The sequence below is a fragment of the Pseudomonas hygromyciniae genome, assembly GCF_016925675.1.
GTDB lineage: Bacteria > Pseudomonadota > Gammaproteobacteria > Pseudomonadales > Pseudomonadaceae > Aquipseudomonas > Aquipseudomonas hygromyciniae.
In genome coordinates, this window is the sequence record NZ_CP070506.1 from 412,242 (window position 1) to 430,875 (window position 18,634).

Annotated in this window: 16 protein-coding genes; 3 read left to right on the top strand and 13 right to left on the bottom strand. The window is 61.3% G+C overall.

Translation table 11 applies throughout. The features are described from left to right. Window positions 1–60 precede the first annotated feature (60 nt). From ubiB to ubiE, 3 genes are read right to left on the bottom strand one after another with little or no spacing between them, the layout of a single operon-like run. On the bottom strand, window positions 61–1,665 hold the full coding sequence (gene ubiB / locus JTY93_RS01750) for a ubiquinone biosynthesis regulatory protein kinase UbiB (protein WP_205477658.1): 1,605 nt from the start codon (window positions 1,663–1,665) through the stop codon (window positions 61–63). Then, window positions 1,662–2,285, bottom strand: coding sequence for a ubiquinone biosynthesis accessory factor UbiJ (locus tag JTY93_RS01755; protein WP_169992031.1), 624 nt, complete (start codon window positions 2,283–2,285; stop codon window positions 1,662–1,664). Before JTY93_RS01755 ends, ubiB begins: the two co-directional genes overlap by 4 nt. Next, a complete protein-coding gene (gene ubiE, locus JTY93_RS01760; RefSeq protein WP_076961787.1) occupies window positions 2,285–3,055 on the bottom strand; it encodes a bifunctional demethylmenaquinone methyltransferase/2-methoxy-6-polyprenyl-1,4-benzoquinol methylase UbiE in 771 nt (256 codons plus the stop codon). The genes JTY93_RS01755 and ubiE overlap by 1 nt, the downstream gene beginning before the upstream one ends. A 157-nt stretch (window positions 3,056–3,212) precedes the next feature. Between ubiE and JTY93_RS01765 the strand changes: the two genes are divergently transcribed. The 3 genes from JTY93_RS01765 (at window position 3,213) to JTY93_RS01775 (ending at window position 5,185) form a co-directional block, all read left to right on the top strand. Next, window positions 3,213–3,488, top strand: a complete 276-nt coding sequence (locus tag JTY93_RS01765; RefSeq protein WP_205477657.1) for a polyhydroxyalkanoic acid system family protein — start codon at window positions 3,213–3,215, stop codon at window positions 3,486–3,488. 318 nt (window positions 3,489–3,806) lie between these two features. Beyond that, window positions 3,807–4,229 (top strand): phasin family protein, encoded by a 423-nt coding sequence (locus tag JTY93_RS01770; RefSeq protein ID WP_169992035.1) that lies wholly within the window; start codon window positions 3,807–3,809, stop codon window positions 4,227–4,229. An 11-nt stretch (window positions 4,230–4,240) separates the two neighbouring features. Beyond that, on the top strand, window positions 4,241–5,185 hold the full coding sequence (locus tag JTY93_RS01775) for a phasin family protein (RefSeq protein WP_205477655.1): 945 nt from the start codon (window positions 4,241–4,243) through the stop codon (window positions 5,183–5,185). Between the two features lie 110 nt (window positions 5,186–5,295). Here the strand turns inward: JTY93_RS01775 and JTY93_RS01780 are convergent, their stop codons facing one another. From JTY93_RS01780 to JTY93_RS01825, 10 genes are all read right to left on the bottom strand, one after another. Next, a complete protein-coding gene (locus tag JTY93_RS01780; protein WP_169992039.1) occupies window positions 5,296–5,916 on the bottom strand; it encodes a TetR/AcrR family transcriptional regulator in 621 nt (206 codons plus the stop codon). A gap of 32 nt (window positions 5,917–5,948) precedes the next feature. Beyond that, window positions 5,949–7,631: a class II poly(R)-hydroxyalkanoic acid synthase gene (phaC, locus tag JTY93_RS01785; protein WP_205477654.1), complete on the bottom strand. Its 1,683-nt coding sequence runs from the start codon at window positions 7,629–7,631 to the stop codon at window positions 5,949–5,951. A gap of 102 nt (window positions 7,632–7,733) precedes the next feature. After that, window positions 7,734–8,591: a poly(3-hydroxyalkanoate) depolymerase gene (gene phaZ / locus JTY93_RS01790; RefSeq protein WP_029296035.1), complete on the bottom strand. Its 858-nt coding sequence runs from the start codon at window positions 8,589–8,591 to the stop codon at window positions 7,734–7,736. Between the two features lie 195 nt (window positions 8,592–8,786). Next, entirely contained in the window at window positions 8,787–10,466 is a 1,680-nt protein-coding gene (phaC, locus tag JTY93_RS01795) for a class II poly(R)-hydroxyalkanoic acid synthase (RefSeq protein ID WP_029296037.1), read from the bottom strand. Window positions 10,467–10,715: 249 nt separating this feature from the next. Then, window positions 10,716–11,093 carry a gamma-butyrobetaine hydroxylase family protein gene (locus JTY93_RS01800; protein WP_205477653.1) on the bottom strand — a complete coding sequence of 126 codons (378 nt, stop codon included), beginning with the start codon at window positions 11,091–11,093 and terminating at the stop codon, window positions 10,716–10,718. 193 nt (window positions 11,094–11,286) lie between these two features. After that, window positions 11,287–12,624 carry an ATP-dependent protease ATPase subunit HslU gene (gene hslU / locus JTY93_RS01805; protein WP_205518968.1) on the bottom strand — a complete coding sequence of 446 codons (1,338 nt, stop codon included), beginning with the start codon at window positions 12,622–12,624 and terminating at the stop codon, window positions 11,287–11,289. Between the two features lie 38 nt (window positions 12,625–12,662). Next, a complete protein-coding gene (hslV, locus tag JTY93_RS01810) occupies window positions 12,663–13,193 on the bottom strand; it encodes an ATP-dependent protease subunit HslV (protein ID WP_017738857.1) in 531 nt (176 codons plus the stop codon). Window positions 13,194–13,688: 495 nt separating this feature from the next. Next, entirely contained in the window at window positions 13,689–14,390 is a 702-nt protein-coding gene (locus JTY93_RS01815) for an SPOR domain-containing protein (protein ID WP_029296044.1), read from the bottom strand. 1 nt (window position 14,391) lies between these two features. Further along, window positions 14,392–16,128, bottom strand: a complete 1,737-nt coding sequence (argS, locus tag JTY93_RS01820; RefSeq protein WP_029296047.1) for an arginine--tRNA ligase — start codon at window positions 16,126–16,128, stop codon at window positions 14,392–14,394. Window positions 16,129–16,332: 204 nt separating this feature from the next. Continuing rightward, a complete protein-coding gene (locus JTY93_RS01825) occupies window positions 16,333–18,552 on the bottom strand; it encodes a primosomal protein N' (protein WP_205480596.1) in 2,220 nt (739 codons plus the stop codon). Window positions 18,553–18,634: the final 82 nt, after the last annotated feature.

The following is an 18,634-nucleotide window of genomic DNA, read 5'->3' on the forward strand; positions in this document are numbered from 1 at the left end:
GACTCCGACAGCCGTGCGCGACCCGCCCCGGCAATGTGCAACAGTGTATAACCGGTCGGCCTATCGACGCACGACCAGATAGAGGCCCACGGCGACCATGATCCCCGCCGGCCAATGGCCCAGCCCATTCAACGGCCCACCGGCTGCGAGCACCGCGCCACCGGCCAGGTGCGCCGCGCCCAGCAGGCGCAGGAACCAATCGTCCTTGCGCGGGTGCCACGGCGGCGCCGGGTCCTTGGCGTGGGGCTGGGACATGCGCTCGAGCAGGTCGCGGGTCATGTTGGCCAGGTGCGGCAGTTGCTCGACCTGGCTTTGCAGGTTGCCCAGCAGGGTTTTCGGGCTGACGCGCTCGCGCATCCAGCGTTCAAGGAACGGTTGCGCGGTGTTCCACAGGTCCAGGTCCGGGTACAGCTGGCGGCCCAGGCCTTCGATATTGAGCAGGGTCTTTTGCAGCAGTACCAGTTGCGGCTGCACTTCCATATTGAAGCGCCGGGCCGTCTGGAACAGGCGCATCAGTACCTGGCCGAAGGAAATATCTTTTAACGGTTTTTCGAAGATCGGCTCGCACACGGTGCGGATCGCCGCTTCGAATTCATTGAGCTTGGTTTCGGCCGGCACCCAGCCCGAATCGATGTGCAATTGCGCCACGCGGCGGTAGTCACGCTTGAAGAAGGCAAACAGGTTGCGCGCCAGGTAGTCCTGGTCCTCGGGGGTGAGGCTACCGACGATGCCACAGTCGATTGCGATGTACTGCGGGCTCCACGGGTTCACCGTACTGACGAAGATATTGCCGGGGTGCATGTCGGCGTGGAAGAAACTGTCGCGAAACACCTGGGTGAAGAAAATCTCCACACCGCGCTCGGCGAGCATCTTCATATCGGTGCGCTGGTCGGCCAGGGTCGCCAGGTCAGTGACCTGCACCCCGTAGATACGCTCCATCACCAGCACTTTCGGCCGGCACCAGTCCCAATACACCTGCGGCACATACAGCAGCGGCGAACCTTCGAAGTTACGCTTGAGTTGACTGGCGTTGGCCGCCTCACGTAGCAGGTCGAGTTCGTCGTAGATGGTTTTTTCGTAGTCGGCGACCACGTCCACCGGGTGCAGCAGGCGCGCATCGGCAGAGAACCGCTCGGCGGCGCGGGCAAGAATGAACAGCCATGCCAGGTCCTGACCGATGATCGGCTTGAGGCCGGGGCGGATCACCTTGACCACCACTTCTTCGCCGGTTTTCAACTGCGCGGCATGCACCTGGGCGACTGAAGCCGAGGCCAGGGGTTCGACGTCGAACCGGCTGAACACGTCGCTAATTTTTCTGCCCAGCTGTTCTTCGATCAGCTTCATCGATTGCTGTGAGTCGAACGGCGGCACGCGGTCCTGCAGCAACATCAGCTCGTCGGCGATATCTTCGGGCAGCAAGTCGCGGCGGGTGGACAGGATCTGCCCGAACTTGATGAAGATCGGCCCCAAGTCCTGCAAGGCCAGGCGCAGGCGTGCACCCCGGCTCAGGTCCAGGGTCTTGCGCGGGAACCAGCGCCACGGCAGCACGTAGCGCACCGCCAGCAAAAACCACGGCAGCGGCAGGGCGAACAGCAGGTCATCTAGGCGGTAGCGAATGACGACGCGTTGGATTCGGAACAGACGGCGGACGGCGAGCAGCTTCATGCGTTATCGCTTGGATCAAGGGAGCGGCTCAGGCGCTCGAAGCGCGCCTCAAGCCGTTCCAGGTCGAGTTTGGCCTGGTCGAGTTCACGAAAGCGCGCTTCGGCCTCCCGTTGTCCGACGAGGGTGCGCGATTCTTCGCTCAGGTATTCGGCGAGGTTCTGATTGAGGCTGGCGAAACCCTGCTGGTACCAGCGTGAACGGCTGCGCAGGTGCCCGCTGATCAGTTGGGTGGCCACGGGGCCGAGCCAGCGCGACAGCTCGTACTCCCAGTCCAGCTCCAGGTCTTGCAGCACGGCGGCCAGGTCCATCAGCACCGCGCTGTCGCCTTCAAGCTCCACGTCCGGGCCGTGGAGGATCGTGGTCTTGTCCCGGCTCATGGCCAGGCGCAGCAGGCTTGAGCCGGAAGCACGCAGGGTGCAGTCGGCATCGGCGGCCCAGTGCGCCGCCAGCAACAGGCCTTCATCGCTGGGCAGGATAAACAGTTGCAAGGCGGGGCTGGTGCAATCGACGGCAATGATCTTGCCATTGAGGTGCGCCAGCCGCGCCAGGGCGGTGCTGTCCAGGCGCAAGACACGGTTGAGGCCGTGTTCAACGCTGGCGAGAAGGCCCGTGAACAACATCAGGGTTTGATGCCGCGGTGCAGGGCAACGATGCCGGAGGTCATGTTGTGGTAGGTCACACGGTCGAAACCGGCCTCGACCATCATCGACTTCAGGGTTTCCTGGTTCGGGTGCATGCGGATCGATTCGGCCAGGTAGCGATAGCTTTCGGCGTCATTGGTGATCAGCTTGCCCATCAACGGCATGAAGGCGAACGAGTAGGTGTCGTAGACCTTGGACATCAGCGCGTTGGTCGGCTTGGAGAATTCCAGCACCAGCAGGCGGCCGCCCGGCTTGAGCACCCGCAGCATCGAGCGCAGGGCGTCTTCTTTATGGGTCACGTTGCGCAGGCCGAAGGCGATGGTCACGCAGTCGAAATGGTTGTCGGGGAACGGCAGCTTTTCAGCGTCGGCCTGGACGAATTCGATATTGCCCGCCACGCCCTTGTCCAGCAGGCGATCGCGGCCCACCTTGAGCATCGAGCCGTTGATGTCGGCCAATACCACCTGGCCGGTAGGCCCGACGAGTTTGGAGAACTTGGCTGCCAGGTCGCCCGTGCCACCGGCGATGTCCAGCACCCGGTTGCCGGCGCGCACGCCCGACAACTCAATAGTGAACCGCTTCCACAGGCGGTGCATGCCGCCCGACAGCACGTCGTTCATCAGGTCGTACTTGGCGGCCACGGAGTGGAACACTTCAGCGACTTTTTCCGCTTTCTGGCTTTCCGGGACGTTCTTGAAGCCGAAGTGAGTGGTGGGTTCGGCATCGCTGCCTTTGCGCTGATCAGTCATATCGCTGTCACCAAAAGAGAATGCGGGACATGATAATCCCCAGGGCCTGCTTTGTCTTGGCAAGGCTGAAGGTAAGATAGGTCGCCACCGAGACCTTTTGCCGCATGGCCGGGTAAACAAGGGGCTCAATAAGTCTTTGCAGCGAGGAGTCATTCACATGGCCCGGATACAGGTTGAACGTGCCCATACTCTTGGGAAAGAAGTCGCCAGGGCGAAGGCCGAGAAGTTGGCGCACAAACTCAAGGAACAGTACGGCCTTGAGCCGTCGTGGTCCGGCGATACGCTGAACCTCAAGCGTTCGGGAGTTAAAGGCACGCTGAAAGTAGCGGAGGACTCTTTAAGGATCGAGGTGGAGCTGGGTCTATTGATGTCGGCCATGAGTGGCACCATCAAGTCGGAAATCGAAAAGGCCCTGGATAAGGCACTGGCCTGACCTGCACTTGCAGCGCAAACACTCAACTGTGGCAAGCAGGCTGTTGTGGCGAGGGGGCTCGTCCCCCGCTGGGCTGCGCAGCAGCCCCAATAAGGCACACCTCATTTTTATCAGATACACCGAGGTGCCAGGCTTTGGGGCTGCTGCGCAGCCCAGCGGGGGACAAGCCCCCTCGCCACGACTAGGCACGAAGTGGAACTTGAGCGCCTTGGAAAGGGCTGCTTGTTAGGGTGCCGATTCTAATTTTTCTCCCTACTTTGTCCTCAGCCCTCAACTCCTGTGGGCAGTTCCTCCACCCTTTTATGCGTGAGGTGCACCATGGCCAAAGTTATTTTGAAGAAAAAAATCGACACCCAAAACAACGCCCTGAGCGAGGTTAAAACCTATGCTCGCAAGATATGGTTGGCGGGTTTGGGGGCTTACGCGAAGGTCGGTAGCGAAGGCGGCGAGTACTTCAAGGAACTCGTGAAGTCCGGTCAACATGTTGAAAGCAAAGGCAAAAAAGTTGTGAATGAACAACTTGATGCGGCCAACAGTCAGATTGATTACGTCAAGAGCAATGTCTCCGGCGTCAAAGGTCGTGTGGAAGTGCAACTGGATAAAGTCGAGAAGGCTTTTGATGCGCGTGTCGCAAGTGCCTTGAATCGTATCGGCATTGCGTCTAAACATGACGTGGAGACACTCTCTGCTAAGCTCGATGAGCTAACGGCATTGCTCGAACGTGTCGCGCGTAAACACTAAGGAGACATCGGATGGCTGTTAAAAAGACTACTCAGAAAGAAGGCAGCTCTTGGGTCGGGAAAGTTGAAGAATACTCCCGCAAGATCTGGCTGGCTGGCTTAGGCGTGTACTCGAAGATCGACAGTGACGGCAGCAAACTCTTCGAGACTTTGGTTAAAGACGGCGAGAAGGCCGAGAAGTTGACCAAGAGCACCGTCGGTAAACAAGTCGATGCGGCCAAGGCGAGCGCCAGCTCTGCCAAGTCCCGTATCAGTGATGCCAAAAAACAGGTCCTGGGTACCTGGGGCGAACTGGAAGGCGCACTCGACAAGCGTCTTAACAGTGCCATTTCGCGCCTGGGCGTGCCTAGCCGCAATGAAGTGAAGGCGCTGCACAGCAAGGTCGATACCCTGACCAAGCAAATCGAGAAACTGACCGGCGCCAAAGTGGCTCCAGTCAAAGCTGCGGCAAAACCTGCTGCCAAGCCGGCTGCGAAGACTGTTGCGGCCAAACCTGCGAGCAAAACCGTGGCCAAACCTTTGGTCAAGGCCGCTGCTAAACCTGCAGCGAAAGCAGCCGCCAAGCCTGCAGCGAAAACCGCAGCCGCCAAACCTACTGCCAAACCTGTTGCGAAGAAGCCAGTAGCGGCCAAAGCTGCTGCAAAACCAGCGGCCAAGCCGGCAGCGAAACCTGCCGCCAAGCCAGCGGCCAAAACCGCTGCGGCCAAGCCGGCTGCCAAGCCAGTTGCCGCAAAACCCGCTGCCAAACCGGCCGCCGCCAAGCCAGCAGCCAAACCTGCTGCAAAGCCAGTGGCGAAAAAACCGGCCGTAGCCAAGAAACCTGCAGCGCCCAAGCCTGCTGTTGCGGCCAAGCCTGCGACCCCGGTACCCGCGACCAACTCGGCTACCGCGCCGACGCCCGCCGCAGCTACCTCGACTGTAACGCCGGTAACCCCGACGTCATCCAGTCAGTCCTGATTCACACGGGACCTGTAAAAACGCCCGGCCTGCAAAGGTCGGGCGTTTTTGCTTGGCGCGTGCAACAACACATCCCTGATGTGGGAGCGAGCAAGCCCACCCCCATATTTCTAATCGGTGTCATCCAGGTATCTGAGTGCAAAGCGCTCCGTCGCCAACCTCGCGGGCATCAACAGGTGCGGCGCCACCAGCATCATCACTTGATAGACCACCACCCGCACCTCAGCCTCGCGATCAAGAATCCGCTGGTAATCCAGGGAAAACAGCAGGGTCATGGTGATCTGCTCCACCAGTTGCCCCAGCGCCTGGGTTTCGCTGACCAACTGCCCCTCGGCTTTGAGCCGTGCCAACAGTGAAGCCAGGGTGCGCTTGAGTGCGGTCAGCAGGTTGCGAATGCCCTTGGCCAGCTTCGGCAAGCGCCCGGCCAGGTTCGACAGGTCCTGGAACAGGAACCGATAGTGCGCCATGCGCTCGACGATCAAGTGCAGGAACAGCCAGTAATCCTCCGGCGCCAACTGCACCTGCGCCGGTGGGTCGAGCAGCGGCGCCAGTTCGCCTTGGAAGCGCTCGAATAGCCCGATGACCAGGGGTTCCTTGCCATGGAAGTGGTAATAGAGGTTGCCGGGGCTGATCCCCATTTCATTGGCCACTTCCATGGTTGAAACATTCGGTTCGCCCTTTTGGTTGAACAACTGCAGGGCACATTCAAGGATTCGGTCGCGGGTTTTCATCCAGTCTTCTTAGTGTTCAAGGGGCCAGGGTGTCAGCGAACCCGCACATAGGTGCCGGGCGCCGCTTCCATCGGTGGGTAATTCTGGTTGCCCAGGGCCGTCAGGGTCTCGCGCTGCACCCCGGAGCGTTGCTGGATCCACTCAAGCCACTGGGGCCACCAGCTGCCCTCGATATGGCTGGCGTCGTAGTACCAGGCGCGTGGGTCGCTGCTCAGCTTGAGGTTTTCGACAAAATTGGCCTTGGGGTTGCCCGGTGGGTTGAGGATGCTCTGGATATGCCCGCTGTTGGAGAGCACGAAGCGTTTGTTGCCGCCCAGCAGCAAGGTTGAGCGGTAGACCGCGTCCCACGGCGTGATGTGATCGTTGATCCCGGCCACGCTGAAACTGTCGACCGTGACTTTCTGCAAATCGATGGGCGTGCCACACACTTCCAGGCCGCCGGGATGGCTCAGCGGGTTGTGCTTGAAGAAGTCCAGCAGGTCGCCGTGCAAGGCTGCCGGCAAGCGGGTGTTGTCGTTGTTCCAGTACAGGATGTCGAACGCCGGCGGCTCCTTGCCCAGCAGGTAGTTGTTGATCCAGTAGTTCCAGATCAGGTCGTTGGGGCGCATCCAGGCGAAGACCTTGGCCATGTCGCGGCCATCCAGCACGCCCTGCTGATAGGAGCGGCGCTTGGCTGCTTCCAGGGTCTGTTCGTCGGCAAACAGCATGGCGGGGCTGTCGATCTGGCTGTCCAGCAGGCTGACCAGGTAGGTGGCACTGGCGACCCGGCGCTGTTGGCGCTTGGCTTGCAGATGGCCTTGCAGGGCCGCGATGGTCAGGCCACCGGCGCAGGCGCCCATCAGGTTCACTTCACGGGCGCCGCTGATTGCCCGGCAGATATTCAGCGCCTCTTCCAGCGCCGCCACATAGGTGGACAGGCCCCACTCGCGATGGCGCACATCCGGGTTGCGCCAACTGACCATAAACACCTGCAGGCCGTTCTTCAGGGCGTACTGCACGAAGCTGTTGGCCGGGCTTAAATCGAAAATGTAGTACTTGTTGATTTGCGGCGGCACCACCAGCAGCGGCTTGGCGTACTGTTTTTCGCTCATGGGCTTGTACTGGATCAGCTCCAGCAGTTCATTGCGAAACACCACCGAGCCGGGCGTGGTGGCCACCGTCTTGCCGACCTCAAACGCCTGCTTGGTGACTTGGCGCGGCAGGCCGTTGTTGTGCAGCACGTCATCGAACAGATTGCTTATGCCGCGCACCACGCTGTTACCGCCGGAGTTGAGCAACTCCTTGATCGCCAGCGGGTTGAGCAGGGTATTGGACGGCGACACCGCATCGTTGAGCAACGAGAAGACAAAGTGCGCCCGCGCGCGATCGTCGTCACTCAAGCGGCTGTCGTCGATCCAGTGCCGGGTCTGTTTCTGCCAGCTCAAATAGGCTTGCAGGCTGCGCCGGTACAGGGGGTTGAGGGCCCAGGTGGGGTCGGCGAAGCGGCTGTCGTGGGGGTTGGGCTCATGCACGGTTTCGCCCAGTAGCACACGGCCCAACTGCCCACCCAGTGCCAGGGCATGGCGGGCGCTGTGCAGCGGGTTGCGCAAGCCATGGGCCGCGACACTGCGCAGGGTCGAGAGCAGATCCCGGCCGCGCAGGCCGGTGATTGCACTTTGTGCATTGATGAACGCGGCGGGTGTGGGCGCCGGGACATTTGCGGGTCTGTCACGCATGGGTCAACACTCCTTCGTCAATTCGCCAACAAGCACGCCAGTTCAGAACCATAGTCGGTTCTGGCCAAGTTGCGCGTAAAGGTCATCCTGACCCGGTATTGCTCAGGTATTGCTATAGGGCGCCGGCTGCGGATGGATCACCGCACGCAAGCGTTCTTCCTGGAGAAACTTCATGATGATCGGTGCCACCGCTTCGGCCCGGGTAATCAGGAACAGATGGCCGTCGTCGATGATGTGCAACTGCGCATTGGGAATGCGCCAGGCCAGCATGCGCATATTGACCAGCGGGATCAGCGGGTCGTCGTCGCCGGCCAGCACCAGGGTCGGCTGCTTGATTTTGTGCAGCCAGTGAATGCTGGTCCAGCCCAGGCCTGCGAACAGTTGCCAGTAGTAGCCCAGCTTGCCCGCCGAGCGCACTTTGCTCGCGTGCTCGGCAGCCAGTTTTGAATCCCGGCGGAACGAGCCGCCATAGATCATCGGCGCGATGCGTACCACATGGGACGGCTGGATATAGCGGCGGGGGCTGGCCATCAGCCACAACACCTTCGGCTTGCCGGGCACCATGAAGGCGCCGGCGGCGGTGGCGGCAAGGATCAGCTTCTTGCAGCGCTCCGGGTAGTCGTAGGCAAACTGCTGTGCCAGGGCGCCGCCCCAGGAAACCCCAACGGCATTGACCTGGCCATAGTCCAGGTAGTCGAGCATGCGCGCAGTGAGTTTGGCCAGGCCGGGAAAGCGATAGGGGCGGCTGGGTGTCGACGATCCGCCGACACCGGGTACGTCGAAGGCAATCACTTCCAGGTCCGGGTCCAGGGCCTGGACGAACGGAAACACCAGCTCCAGGTTGGCGCCGATGCCGTTGAAAATCAGCAGCGGCGTCAAGTGAGACTTGCCCGGTCGTACCGCCGTGCGGATGGTCTGGCCATCCAGGTCGATGGTACGGAAGATGAACGGTTGCGGCATGCTCAAACCCTGTGAAGTGTTACTGCTGGAATGTGGCCAATGTAGGAGCTGGCTTGTGTGGGAGCGGGCTTGCCCGCGATCGCATCAACTCGGCCTGACAGATACACCGTGTTGCCTGCATCGCGAGCAAGCCCGCTCCCACCCTGACCGAGTTCCCACATTTGATCCCATTTCAATCGCGCAAAAGTGTTTGCCTTAGCGCTCGTGAACGTATGTGCCGGGTGCAGCCTCTGCCGCTGCGTAAGTCTTGTTACCCAAGCTCGTAGGTGCTTTCTTCAGCTTGCCCGAGCGTTCCCCTATCCAGCCCTGCCAGTGCAGCCACCACGAGTCGGTATGTTTGGTGGCGTTTTCCTGCCAGTCCAAGGCCTTCTCGCCCATGCTTTCGCTGGTCTGGTAGCGCGCCTTCGGGTTGCCCGGTGGGTTGAGGATGCTCTGGATATGCCCGCTACTGGACAACACGAACTCCACCTTGCCGCCAAACAACTGCGCCGACTTGTAGCAGGACTGCCACGGTGTGATGTGGTCGTTGGTGCCTGCCAGCGAATAGATGTCGGCTGTCACCTGCTTGAGATCGATCGGTGTACCGCACACTTCCAGGGCATTGGCCCGTATCAGCGGGTTGTTCTTGAACAGCTCGATCAGGTCGCCATGGAAGGCCGCGGGCAGGCGCGTGGTGTCGTTGTTCCAGAACAGGATGTCGAACACCGGCGGCTCATTGCCCAGCAGGTAGTTGTTGACCCAGTAATTCCAGATCAGGTCATTGGGGCGCATCCAGGCGAAGACCTTGGCCATGTCCCGCCCTTCCAGGACGCCGGCCTGGTAGGAGTGGCGCTTGGCTGACTCCAGGGTCTGCTCGTCGACGAACAGGGCCACCTGGGTGTCAAGGGTGGTGTCCAGCACGCTCACCAGCAAGGTCAGGGCGTTGACCTTCTTCTCGCCCAGCGCCGCATAGTGGCCCAGCAGCGCGGTGCAGGTGATGCCGCCCGAGCAGGCGCCGAGCATATTGATGTCTTTGCTACCGGTAATCGCGGTCACCACATCGACCGCCTCTTTGAGCGCCTCGATGTAGGTCGACAGGCCCCATTCGCGCTGGGCCTTGGTGGGGTTGCGCCAACTGACAATAAAGGTCTGCTGGTTATTGCGCAGGCAAAAGCGCGCCAGGCTCTTGTCCGGACTCAGGTCGAATACATAAAACTTGTTGATCTGCGGCGGTACCACTAGCAGCGGACGCTCGTGCACCTGCTCGGTGATCGGCTTGTACTGGATCAACTCCAGCACGTCATTGCGAAACACCACCGCGCCTTCACTGGTGCCCAGGCTCTTGCCTACTTCAAAGGCGCCCATGTTCACCTGGCTCGGCATGCCGCCGTTATGGACCAGGTCCTTGGCCAGGTGCGAGAGGCCATCGAGCAGGCTCTTGCCACCGGTTTCAAAGAAGCGTTTGACGGCGGCCGGGTTCGCGGCACTGTTGGTTGGCGCCATGGCCTCGGTCATCAGGTTGATGACGAAGTGCCCGCGGCTGATGTCCTGTTCCGACAGGTTGCTGTCGCCGATCCAGTCGTGCAATTCCTTGCGCCACGCCAGATAGGTTTGCAGGTAGCGCTTGTAGAGCGGGTTCTGGCTCCAGGCCGGGTCGTTGAAGCGACGGTCATCGCTTTCCGGGGCAAGCTCGGACTTGCCGAACACCACGTTCTTCAATTCGACGCCAAAGTGGGCGACGTGCTTGACGCTGTGTAACGGTTGCTTGATGGCCTGGGTCAGCACCATTCGCGCAGAAGCCAATAAATCCTTTTTGCGTAACGCGATGATCGGGTTCAGCCCCAGGGTGTTTTCCGAGGCCTGGCGTTTCAAGTCATCGTTATTCTTATTACTCATCTACGACGCTCCATTGTCCGAAAGACGAGTACCGGGTACCGCTGTGCCCCAACTATCGAGGCACAACACAAGCCTGGTACTGCTGCTCGGGTGACCGTTGATACCGCATCGTCAAATGCAGGGAACTTGCCAATTCCATTGGTTACCCGAGTTTTATTTAATGCGCAAGCGGGCCAATCGTTGGCCACACGACAGGGCATTCAAGCAGATGAAATTAGAAAATGCCCACTAATGAGCAAGAAGGCTGAGTTAGAGCATCAGCTTGACGACGGACTGGCTCGGGTCGCGGGTTTTTCCGGCCGCCTTGAGCTCGGCAAGATAATCGGCCCACAACGCGTCCTGACGTACGGCGAGTTGGTAGAGGTAGTCCCAGGTGAACAGTCCGCTGTCATGACCGTCATCGAAGGTCAATTTCAGTGCGTATTGCCCGGCGGGTTCGATCTTGGTCAGGCCGACATTGAGCTTGCCAAATTGCAGGATCGGATTGCCGTGACCCTGGACCTCGGCGGAAGGCGAGTGCACCCGCAGCAGTTCGGCGCTCAGGTGATAGACCTCGTCCGGCCCGTAGGTCAGCGCCAGGGTCTTGGAGGCTTTGTGCAGATTGATGGCGGTGGGCATTTTAGACATTGGGGGAACCGCTCATGGATGATCCTGAAGGAACCGGCTTTAAAATGTGGGAGCGGGCTTGTGTGGGAGCTGGCTTGCCTGCGATGGCATCACTGCGGTGTTTCTGACACCACGCGGCGATCCCATCGCGGGCAAGCCCGGCTCCCACACAAGCCCGCTCCCAGATTAAAGCAGAGCGGTTCCTGCGTAAGGCTTACAGGATATAACGAGACAGGTCTTCGTTCAGCGCCAATTCGCCCAGGTGGCTGTTGACGTAGTCGGCGTCGATCTTGATCGCCACGCCATTCTGCGCGCCCGCCATGTCGCCGGCGCTGAAGGAAACTTCCTCCAGCAAGCGTTCAAGCAAGGTATGCAGGCGACGGGCGCCAATGTTCTCGGTCTTCTCGTTGACCTGCCAGGCAATCTCCGCCAAGCGCTTGATACCGTCGGGCAGGAACTCGATGCCCAGGCCTTCGGTCTTGAGCAGCTCGCGGTATTGCTCGGTGAGCGAGGCGTGCGGTTCGCTGAGAATGCGCTCGAAGTCGCCAGGGGTCAGCGCCTTGAGTTCCACGCGAATCGGCAGGCGGCCTTGCAGCTCCGGCACCAGGTCGCTTGGCTTGCTCAGGTGGAACGCACCGGAGGCGATAAACAGGATGTGGTCAGTCTTGACCATGCCCAGCTTGGTATTCACCGTACAGCCTTCGATCAGCGGCAACAGGTCGCGCTGCACGCCTTCGCGGGACACATCGACGCCGCCGGAGTTGCCGCGCTTGGCCACCTTGTCGATCTCGTCGATAAACACGATACCGTGCTGCTCGACCGCTTCCAGGGCCTTGGCCTTGAGTTCTTCCTCGTTGACCAGGCGCCCGGCTTCTTCGTCGCGCACCAGCTTGAGTGCGTCCTTGACCTTGAGCTTGCGGCTTTTCTTCTTGCCCTTGCCCATGTTGGCGAACAGGTTCTGCAACTGGCTGGTCATTTCTTCCATGCCAGGCGGGGCGGAGATATCGACGCCGGAGGTTTCGGCGACTTCGATCTCGATTTCCTTGTCGTCCAACTGGCCTTCACGCAAGCGCTTGCGGAACAGCTGGCGCGTGTTGGAATCCGAGGCGGGAGCGGCGTCTTCATTGAAACCGGTACGTGCCGGTGGCAGCAGGGCATCGAGGATGCGCTCTTCGGCAGCGTCTTCGGCGCGATGGCTGACCTTGGTCATTTCCTGTTCGCGCAGCAGCTTCAGGGCAGCGTCGGCCAGATCACGTATGATCGACTCGACGTCACGGCCCACATAGCCGACTTCAGTGAACTTGGTGGCTTCGACCTTGATGAACGGTGCGTTGGCCAGCTTGGCCAGGCGACGCGCGATCTCGGTCTTGCCGACACCGGTCGGGCCGATCATCAGGATGTTCTTGGGGGTTACTTCAACGCGCAATTCTTCGGGCAGTTGCATCCGGCGCCAGCGGTTACGCAGGGCGATGGCAACGGCGCGCTTGGCATCGTCCTGGCCGATGATATGGCGATTGAGTTCATGGACGATTTCGCGGGGAGTCATGGACATAGTGGTGTGTGGTCCTCAAGCAGGAAAAAGCCGACGGCTTATTCCGCGAGGTCCTGCTCCTCAATGGTCAGGTTGTGGTTGGTGAACACGCAGATATCGCCAGCGATACCCAAGGCGGTCTCGACGATTTCCCGGGCCGACAGGTCGGTTTTTTTCAGCAATGCACTGGCTGCGGCCTGGGCATAGCCACCGCCGGAACCCATGGCGATCAGGCCGTTCTCGGGCTCAACCACGTCACCGTTGCCGGTGATGATCAGGGACGCGTCTTTGTTGGCGACGGCGAGCATGGCCTCGAGGCGGCTGAGGGAGCGGTCGGTGCGCCACTCCTTGGCCAGTTCGACGGCGGCGCGAACCAGATGGCCCTGGTGTTTTTCCAGCTGGCCTTCAAAGCGTTCGAACAGGGTAAAGGCGTCAGCGGTGGCCCCTGCAAAACCGGCAAGGACCTGGCCGTGGTACAGGCGACGCACTTTTTTGGCGTTGCCTTTCATCACGGTATTGCCAAGGGAAACCTGGCCGTCGCCGCCCATGACGACTTTGCCGTGGCGACGAACTGAAACGATGGTGGTCAAGGGGAGAGTCTCCACGCTGCGGGGCGAAAATGCCCTGATGGAACTCATATGGGGGTGGCGGGGGAGATTTCAACCGTAGGAAGGATGTGCGGACGAGTGGTGTCTAGCGGGCTGGCACAGGCTTGAGCGCACTATAAAACCAGTGTGGGAGCTGGCTTGCCTGCGATAGCGGTGTACCAGTCACTGAAAATATTGACTGATACACCGCTATCGCAGCATAGGTATCTACACAACTTTGCCGCAACGCCTAGATCCAGGCAGATAGCGCAGTTGTGGCGAGCGGGCTTGCCCCGCGCTGGGCTGCGAAGCAGCCCCAGTAAGCCGTATGCGGTGTATCAGATACTCCGTAGCGGCTGGTTTTAGGGCTGCTTCGCAGCCCAGCGCGGGGCAAGCCCGCTCGCCACGGGGGAGTTCGTCAGTTTCTGAAAGTTGTGTAGATACCTATGGCTATCGCAGGCAAGCCAGCTCCCACATTTGATTCGTGTTGGCTGTGGATCAACGGCTCTGGCGTTGTTGTAACAGCAGGTTGCTAAAGCCCGCCCCGGCCAGTTGTTTCTGCGCCACGGTCAGCTGTTCACGGTTGCTGAACGGCCCGACCAACACGCGATACCAGGTCGCCTCCTTCACCGTCCCGGACTCCACCGTCACCGTCTGCCCGAGCAGGATGATCTGCGCACGCACCCGATCGGCATCCGCCTGCTTGGGGAACGAGCCCGCCTGCAGGAAGAACTTGGTCACTGGCGCCGCCTTGGTGGTAGCGACCGGTGGTGCCGGTGGCGGGGTAATCCCGGCCAGTGCCGCCTGGGCCCGCGCGGTGTCGATCTTCGCTGCTTCCGCCGGGGTTACCGGGGTCGTCGGCACCTGCGGTGTCGGCAGGGTTTTCTCCGGCACGGCGTCTTGCGGCACGATCACTTCCGATTCCGGCAGCAGCGTGTAGAAGTCGTATTTCGGCTTCACAGGTGCGGTCGGGCTCGGTGGTGTCTTGTTCGCTTCGGCGATCTTGCTGGCTTTCTGCTGCTCCTGCTTGACCCGCTTGACGTCTTCACCCTGGCCCGGTTCCAGTTTCATCAGGAACACGATAAACGCACCGACCGACAGGCCGATGGCCAGCCACATCCAGCCCGGGATCGGTTGTTTGGCCGGTGCCTGGTAGCGGCTGGCGCCGCGCTTGGGTGCAGGTTTTTTCTTGGCTGCCAACTTACATACGCTCCAGAGTTTCCAGGCCCAACAGTTCCAGGCCTTGCTTGAGGGTCCGTCCAGCCAGTGCGGCGAGGCGCAGGCGGCTTTGCTTTTGCGTTTCGTCGTCGGCACTCAGGATCGGGCAGTTCTCGTAGAAGCTGGAGAACAACCCGGCGACTTCATACAGGTAGGTGCACAGAATATGCGGCGTGCCTTTCTCGCCCACGCTGTTGAGCACTTCGCCGAACTGCGCCAGCTTGGCGGCCAGGTCGTGCTCTTGCGGCGCTTGCAGTATGATCTGGCCGTCGACTTCGCTGAAATCCTTGCCCAGCTTGCGGAATACGCCCGCCACACGGGTGTAGGCATACAGCAGATACGGCGCGGTATTGCCTTCGAAGTTGAGCATCAGCTCGAAGTTGAAGCTGTAGTCGCTGGTGCGGTGCTTGGACAGGTCGGCATATTTCACCGCGCCAATCCCCACCACCCGGGCGATGTTGCGCAGGTCGGCATCGGCCAGTTCCGGGTTCTTTTCCTTCACCAGGTTGTAGGCACGCTCCTGGGCTTCGTTCAGCAGGTCGATCAGCTTCACGGTGCCGCCGTCGCGGGTCTTGAACGGGCGGCCATCGGCGCCGTTCATGGTGCCGAAGCCCATGTGTTCCATGTGCATCGGGTGGGTGACGAAACCGGCGCGGCGCGCCACTTCGAACACTTGCTGAAAGTGCAGGGCCTGGCGCTGGTCGACGAAATACAGCGCACGGTCGGCCTTGAGCACGCCGCTGCGGTAGCGCACGGCTGCAAGGTCAGTGGTGGCGTACAGATAGCCGCCGTCGGCCTTGACGATGATCACCGGCAGCGGCTCGCCGTCGGCCGTCTTGAATTCGTCGAGGAACACGCACTGGGCGCCGTTGCTTTCAACCAGCAAGCCCTTGGCCTTGAGGTCGTTGACCACATTGATCAGGTCGTCGTTGTAGGCGCTTTCGCCCATGACGTCGGCCATGGTCAGCTTGACGTTCAGCAGTTCGTAGATTTTCTGGCAGTGGGACAGGGAAATATCGCGAAAGCGTGCCCACAGCTCCAGGCATTCCTGGTCGCCGGCCTGCAGCTTGACCACCAGGCCACGGGCGCGATTGGCGAACTCTTCGGATTCGTCAAAGCGCTTTTTGGCAGCGCGGTAGAAGTTTTCCAGGTCCGACAGTTCGTTGCTGGTGATGGGGTTCTCTTGCAGGTACGCCATCAGCATGCCGAACTGGGTGCCCCAGTCACCCACGTGGTTCTGGCGGATCACGGTGTCGCCGAGGAACTCCAGGACCCGCGCCACGCCGTCGCCAATGATGGTCGAGCGCAGGTGGCCGACGTGCATTTCCTTGGCCAGGTTGGGTGCCGACAGGTCGATGGCCACACGCTGCACAGGGCCGGCCTTGCGCACGCCGATTTTGGCGTCGGCCAGGGCGGCGTCCAGGCGCGAAGCCAGGGCCTGGGTGTTCTGGAAAATATTGATAAAGCCAGGGCCGGCGATTTCGGCCTTGCTGACCTGTGGGTCGGCCGGCAGTGCGGCAATGATTTTTTCCGCGAGGTCGCGCGGCTTCATGCCTGCAGGCTTGGCCAGCATCATTGCGATGTTGCTGGCGAAGTCACCGTGGGTCTTGTCTCGAGAGTTTTCCACCTGGATCGCCGGCGTCAGGCCTTCAGGCAACACACCTTCGTTGACGAGTTGGGTGAGGGCTTGTTGGATCAACTGGCGAATTGTGTCTTTCATGGTGTTCTCTTTCGACCGCATGCGGCGGCGCGCGATGCGCAGGTGGAAAAACTGGACATTATCCGGTGCGAGGGCGGGCTTGCCAACCATCAAGGTCCGTTACTGGACCTGCGGGCCTCATCGCGGGCCAGCCCGCTCCCAGATTTGACGTCGTTCACAGTTCAAAATGTGGGAGCTGGCTTGCCTGCGATAGCGATGTATCTATCAGTACAAATCCACCGGATCGACATCCAACGACCATCGCACCTGTCGCCCGCTGGGCATTTGCTCCAGAGCAAGCAACCAGCTACTTAATAGGCGATGCAGCGGCGCACGGGCGCTGGCTTGCAAGAGTAACTGCGCGCGATAACGCCCGGCGCGGCGTTCCATCGGTGCTGGCACAGGGCCCAGCAACTCAATGCCGCTCAGACCCAGCTCGCCGAGCAAACGTTCAGCCGCGCTGCATGCTTCATCCAGGAAACCTTCGGCCTGTCCCGGTTTATGGGCCTCGGCGCGCAACAGGGCAAGGTGCGCAAAGGGCGGTAGGCCGGCGGAGCGACGCTCGCTCAATGCCTGCTCGGCGAAGGCGAAGTAGCCTTGCTCTGTCAGTTGAATCAGCAGTGGGTGGTCGGCCAAGTGGGTCTGGATGATCACTTTGCCGGGTTCCTCGGCACGTCCGGCGCGGCCTGCGACCTGCACGATCAGTTGCGCCATGCGCTCACTGGCGCGAAAGTCCCCGGAGAACAACCCGCCATCGGCATCCAGGATCGAGACCAGGGTCACGCGGGGGAAGTGATGGCCTTTAGCAAGCATCTGCGTGCCTACCAAAATGCAGGGCTGGCCTTTCTGGATGGTGGCAAACAACTGGTTCATCGCGTCCTTGCGCGACGTACTGTCGCGGTCTACCCGCAGTACCGGGAAGTCCGGAAACAGAATCCCCAGGCGTTCCTCGGCGCGCTCGGTGCCTGCGCCTACTGGCCGCAGGTCGACTTTGCCGCATTGCGGGCAATGGCGCGGGACCCGTTCCACATGGCCGCAGTGATGGCAGCGCAACTCGCCGGAGCGCTGGTGCACGGTCATCCGTGCATCGCAACGGTTGCACTCGGACATCCAGCCGCAGTCGTGACACAGCAGAGTTGGCGCAAAGCCCCGGCGATTGAGGAACACCAGCACTTGCTGGCCGGCAGCCAGGGTCTGGCCGATGGCTTGTTGCATCGGCCCGGAAATACCGCTGTCCAGTGGCCGGCTTTTTACATCCAGGCGCAGGAAACGCGGTTGCTTGGCACCGCCCGCCCGCTCGTTGAGGCGCAGCAGGCCGTAGCGCCCGGTATAGGCGTTGTGCAGGCTCTCCAGGGAGGGCGTGGCCGAGCCCAGCACAATCGGGATGTTTTCCTGGCGTGCGCGCACCAGGGCCAGGTCGCGGGCGTGGTAGCGCAGGCCTTCCTGCTGCTTGTAAGAGCCGTCGTGTTCTTCGTCGATGATGATCAGGCCGGGGTTTTTCATCGGCGTGAACAGGGCCGAGCGGGTACCGATAATAATGTCGGCCTCGCCGTCCCGGGCGGCAAGCCAGGACTCCAGGCGCTCGCGGTCGTTGACGGCCGAGTGCACCAGGGCAATCCGCGCATTGAAGCGTTGCTCGAAGCGCGCCAGGGTCTGGGGGCCGAGGTTGATCTCGGGGATCAGCACCAGTGCCTGCTTACCGGCTTCCAGGGTTTCGCGGATCAACTGCAAATAGACTTCGGTCTTGCCACTGCCGGTGACGCCGGCCAGCAGGAACGCGTGGAAGCTGTCGGCGCCAGCGCTGATGGCTTCAAAGGCGGCGCGCTGTTCCGGGTTCAGCGGCAGTTCCGGTTGGGCCAGCCAGTGCTCATGGCGCTCGCCGGGGGCATGGCGACGGATTTCCACTTGCACCAGGTCCTTGGCCAGCAGCAGGTCCAGGCTGTCCTTGCTCAACATCAGTTTGCTCAGCAACTGATGGGCAACGCCGTGGGGATGCTGCGCCAGGGTGGCCAGGGCCTCACGCTGGCGCGGGGCGCGGGCGATGCGCGGGTCGTCCAGGCGCGCGCCGGGGGCCATCGACCAGAAGCGCTCCTGGCGGGCCTCGGCCAGCTCGCCCTGGCGCAACAGCACCGGCAACGCCCAGCTCAAGGTGTCGCCCAGGCTGTGCTGGTAATACTGGGAGGTCCACAGGCACAGCTTGAACAGCGACGCCGGCAGCGGTGGCGTGGCATCGAGGATGGCCAGGGCCGGCTTGAGCTTTTCTGCCGGCACTTCGCTGTGGTCCGCCACTTCGATCAGGATCCCGATCATCTCCCGCCGGCCGAACGGCACGCGCACGCGCATCCCTGGCTGCAACTGCGCCCGCACCACACCGGCAGGCGCCCGATAATCGAACAAGCGGCGCAGGGGCGAGGGCAGGGCGAGGCGCAAAATGGCGTCGGGCACGCGGGAGGTTCTCATATGGCAGGCGGTGGAGAAGGGCGCGAGCCTAGCAGACCCGCAGGGGAGTGTCCTGCCACAGTTTCTG

What these genes read in the sequence shown, in the direction of transcription:
- ubiB (WP_205477658.1), bottom strand. Translation starts at nt 1,665, where the DNA reads ATGAAGCTGCTCGCCGTCCGCCGTCTGTTCCGAATCCAACGCGTCGTC.
- JTY93_RS01755 (WP_169992031.1), bottom strand. Translation starts at nt 2,285, where the DNA reads ATGTTGTTCACGGGCCTTCTCGCCAGCGTTGAACACGGCCTCAACCGT.
- ubiE (WP_076961787.1), bottom strand. Translation starts at nt 3,055, where the DNA reads ATGACTGATCAGCGCAAAGGCAGCGATGCCGAACCCACCACTCACTTC.
- JTY93_RS01765 (WP_205477657.1), top strand. Translation starts at nt 3,213, where the DNA reads ATGGCCCGGATACAGGTTGAACGTGCCCATACTCTTGGGAAAGAAGTC.
- JTY93_RS01770 (WP_169992035.1), top strand. Translation starts at nt 3,807, where the DNA reads ATGGCCAAAGTTATTTTGAAGAAAAAAATCGACACCCAAAACAACGCC.
- JTY93_RS01775 (WP_205477655.1), top strand. Translation starts at nt 4,241, where the DNA reads ATGGCTGTTAAAAAGACTACTCAGAAAGAAGGCAGCTCTTGGGTCGGG.
- JTY93_RS01780 (WP_169992039.1), bottom strand. Translation starts at nt 5,916, where the DNA reads ATGAAAACCCGCGACCGAATCCTTGAATGTGCCCTGCAGTTGTTCAAC.
- phaC (WP_205477654.1), bottom strand. Translation starts at nt 7,631, where the DNA reads ATGCGTGACAGACCCGCAAATGTCCCGGCGCCCACACCCGCCGCGTTC.
- phaZ (WP_029296035.1), bottom strand. Translation starts at nt 8,591, where the DNA reads ATGCCGCAACCGTTCATCTTCCGTACCATCGACCTGGATGGCCAGACC.
- phaC (WP_029296037.1), bottom strand. Translation starts at nt 10,466, where the DNA reads ATGAGTAATAAGAATAACGATGACTTGAAACGCCAGGCCTCGGAAAAC.
- JTY93_RS01800 (WP_205477653.1), bottom strand. Translation starts at nt 11,093, where the DNA reads ATGTCTAAAATGCCCACCGCCATCAATCTGCACAAAGCCTCCAAGACC.
- hslU (WP_205518968.1), bottom strand. Translation starts at nt 12,624, where the DNA reads ATGTCCATGACTCCCCGCGAAATCGTCCATGAACTCAATCGCCATATC.
- argS (WP_029296047.1), bottom strand. Translation starts at nt 16,128, where the DNA reads ATGAAAGACACAATTCGCCAGTTGATCCAACAAGCCCTCACCCAACTC.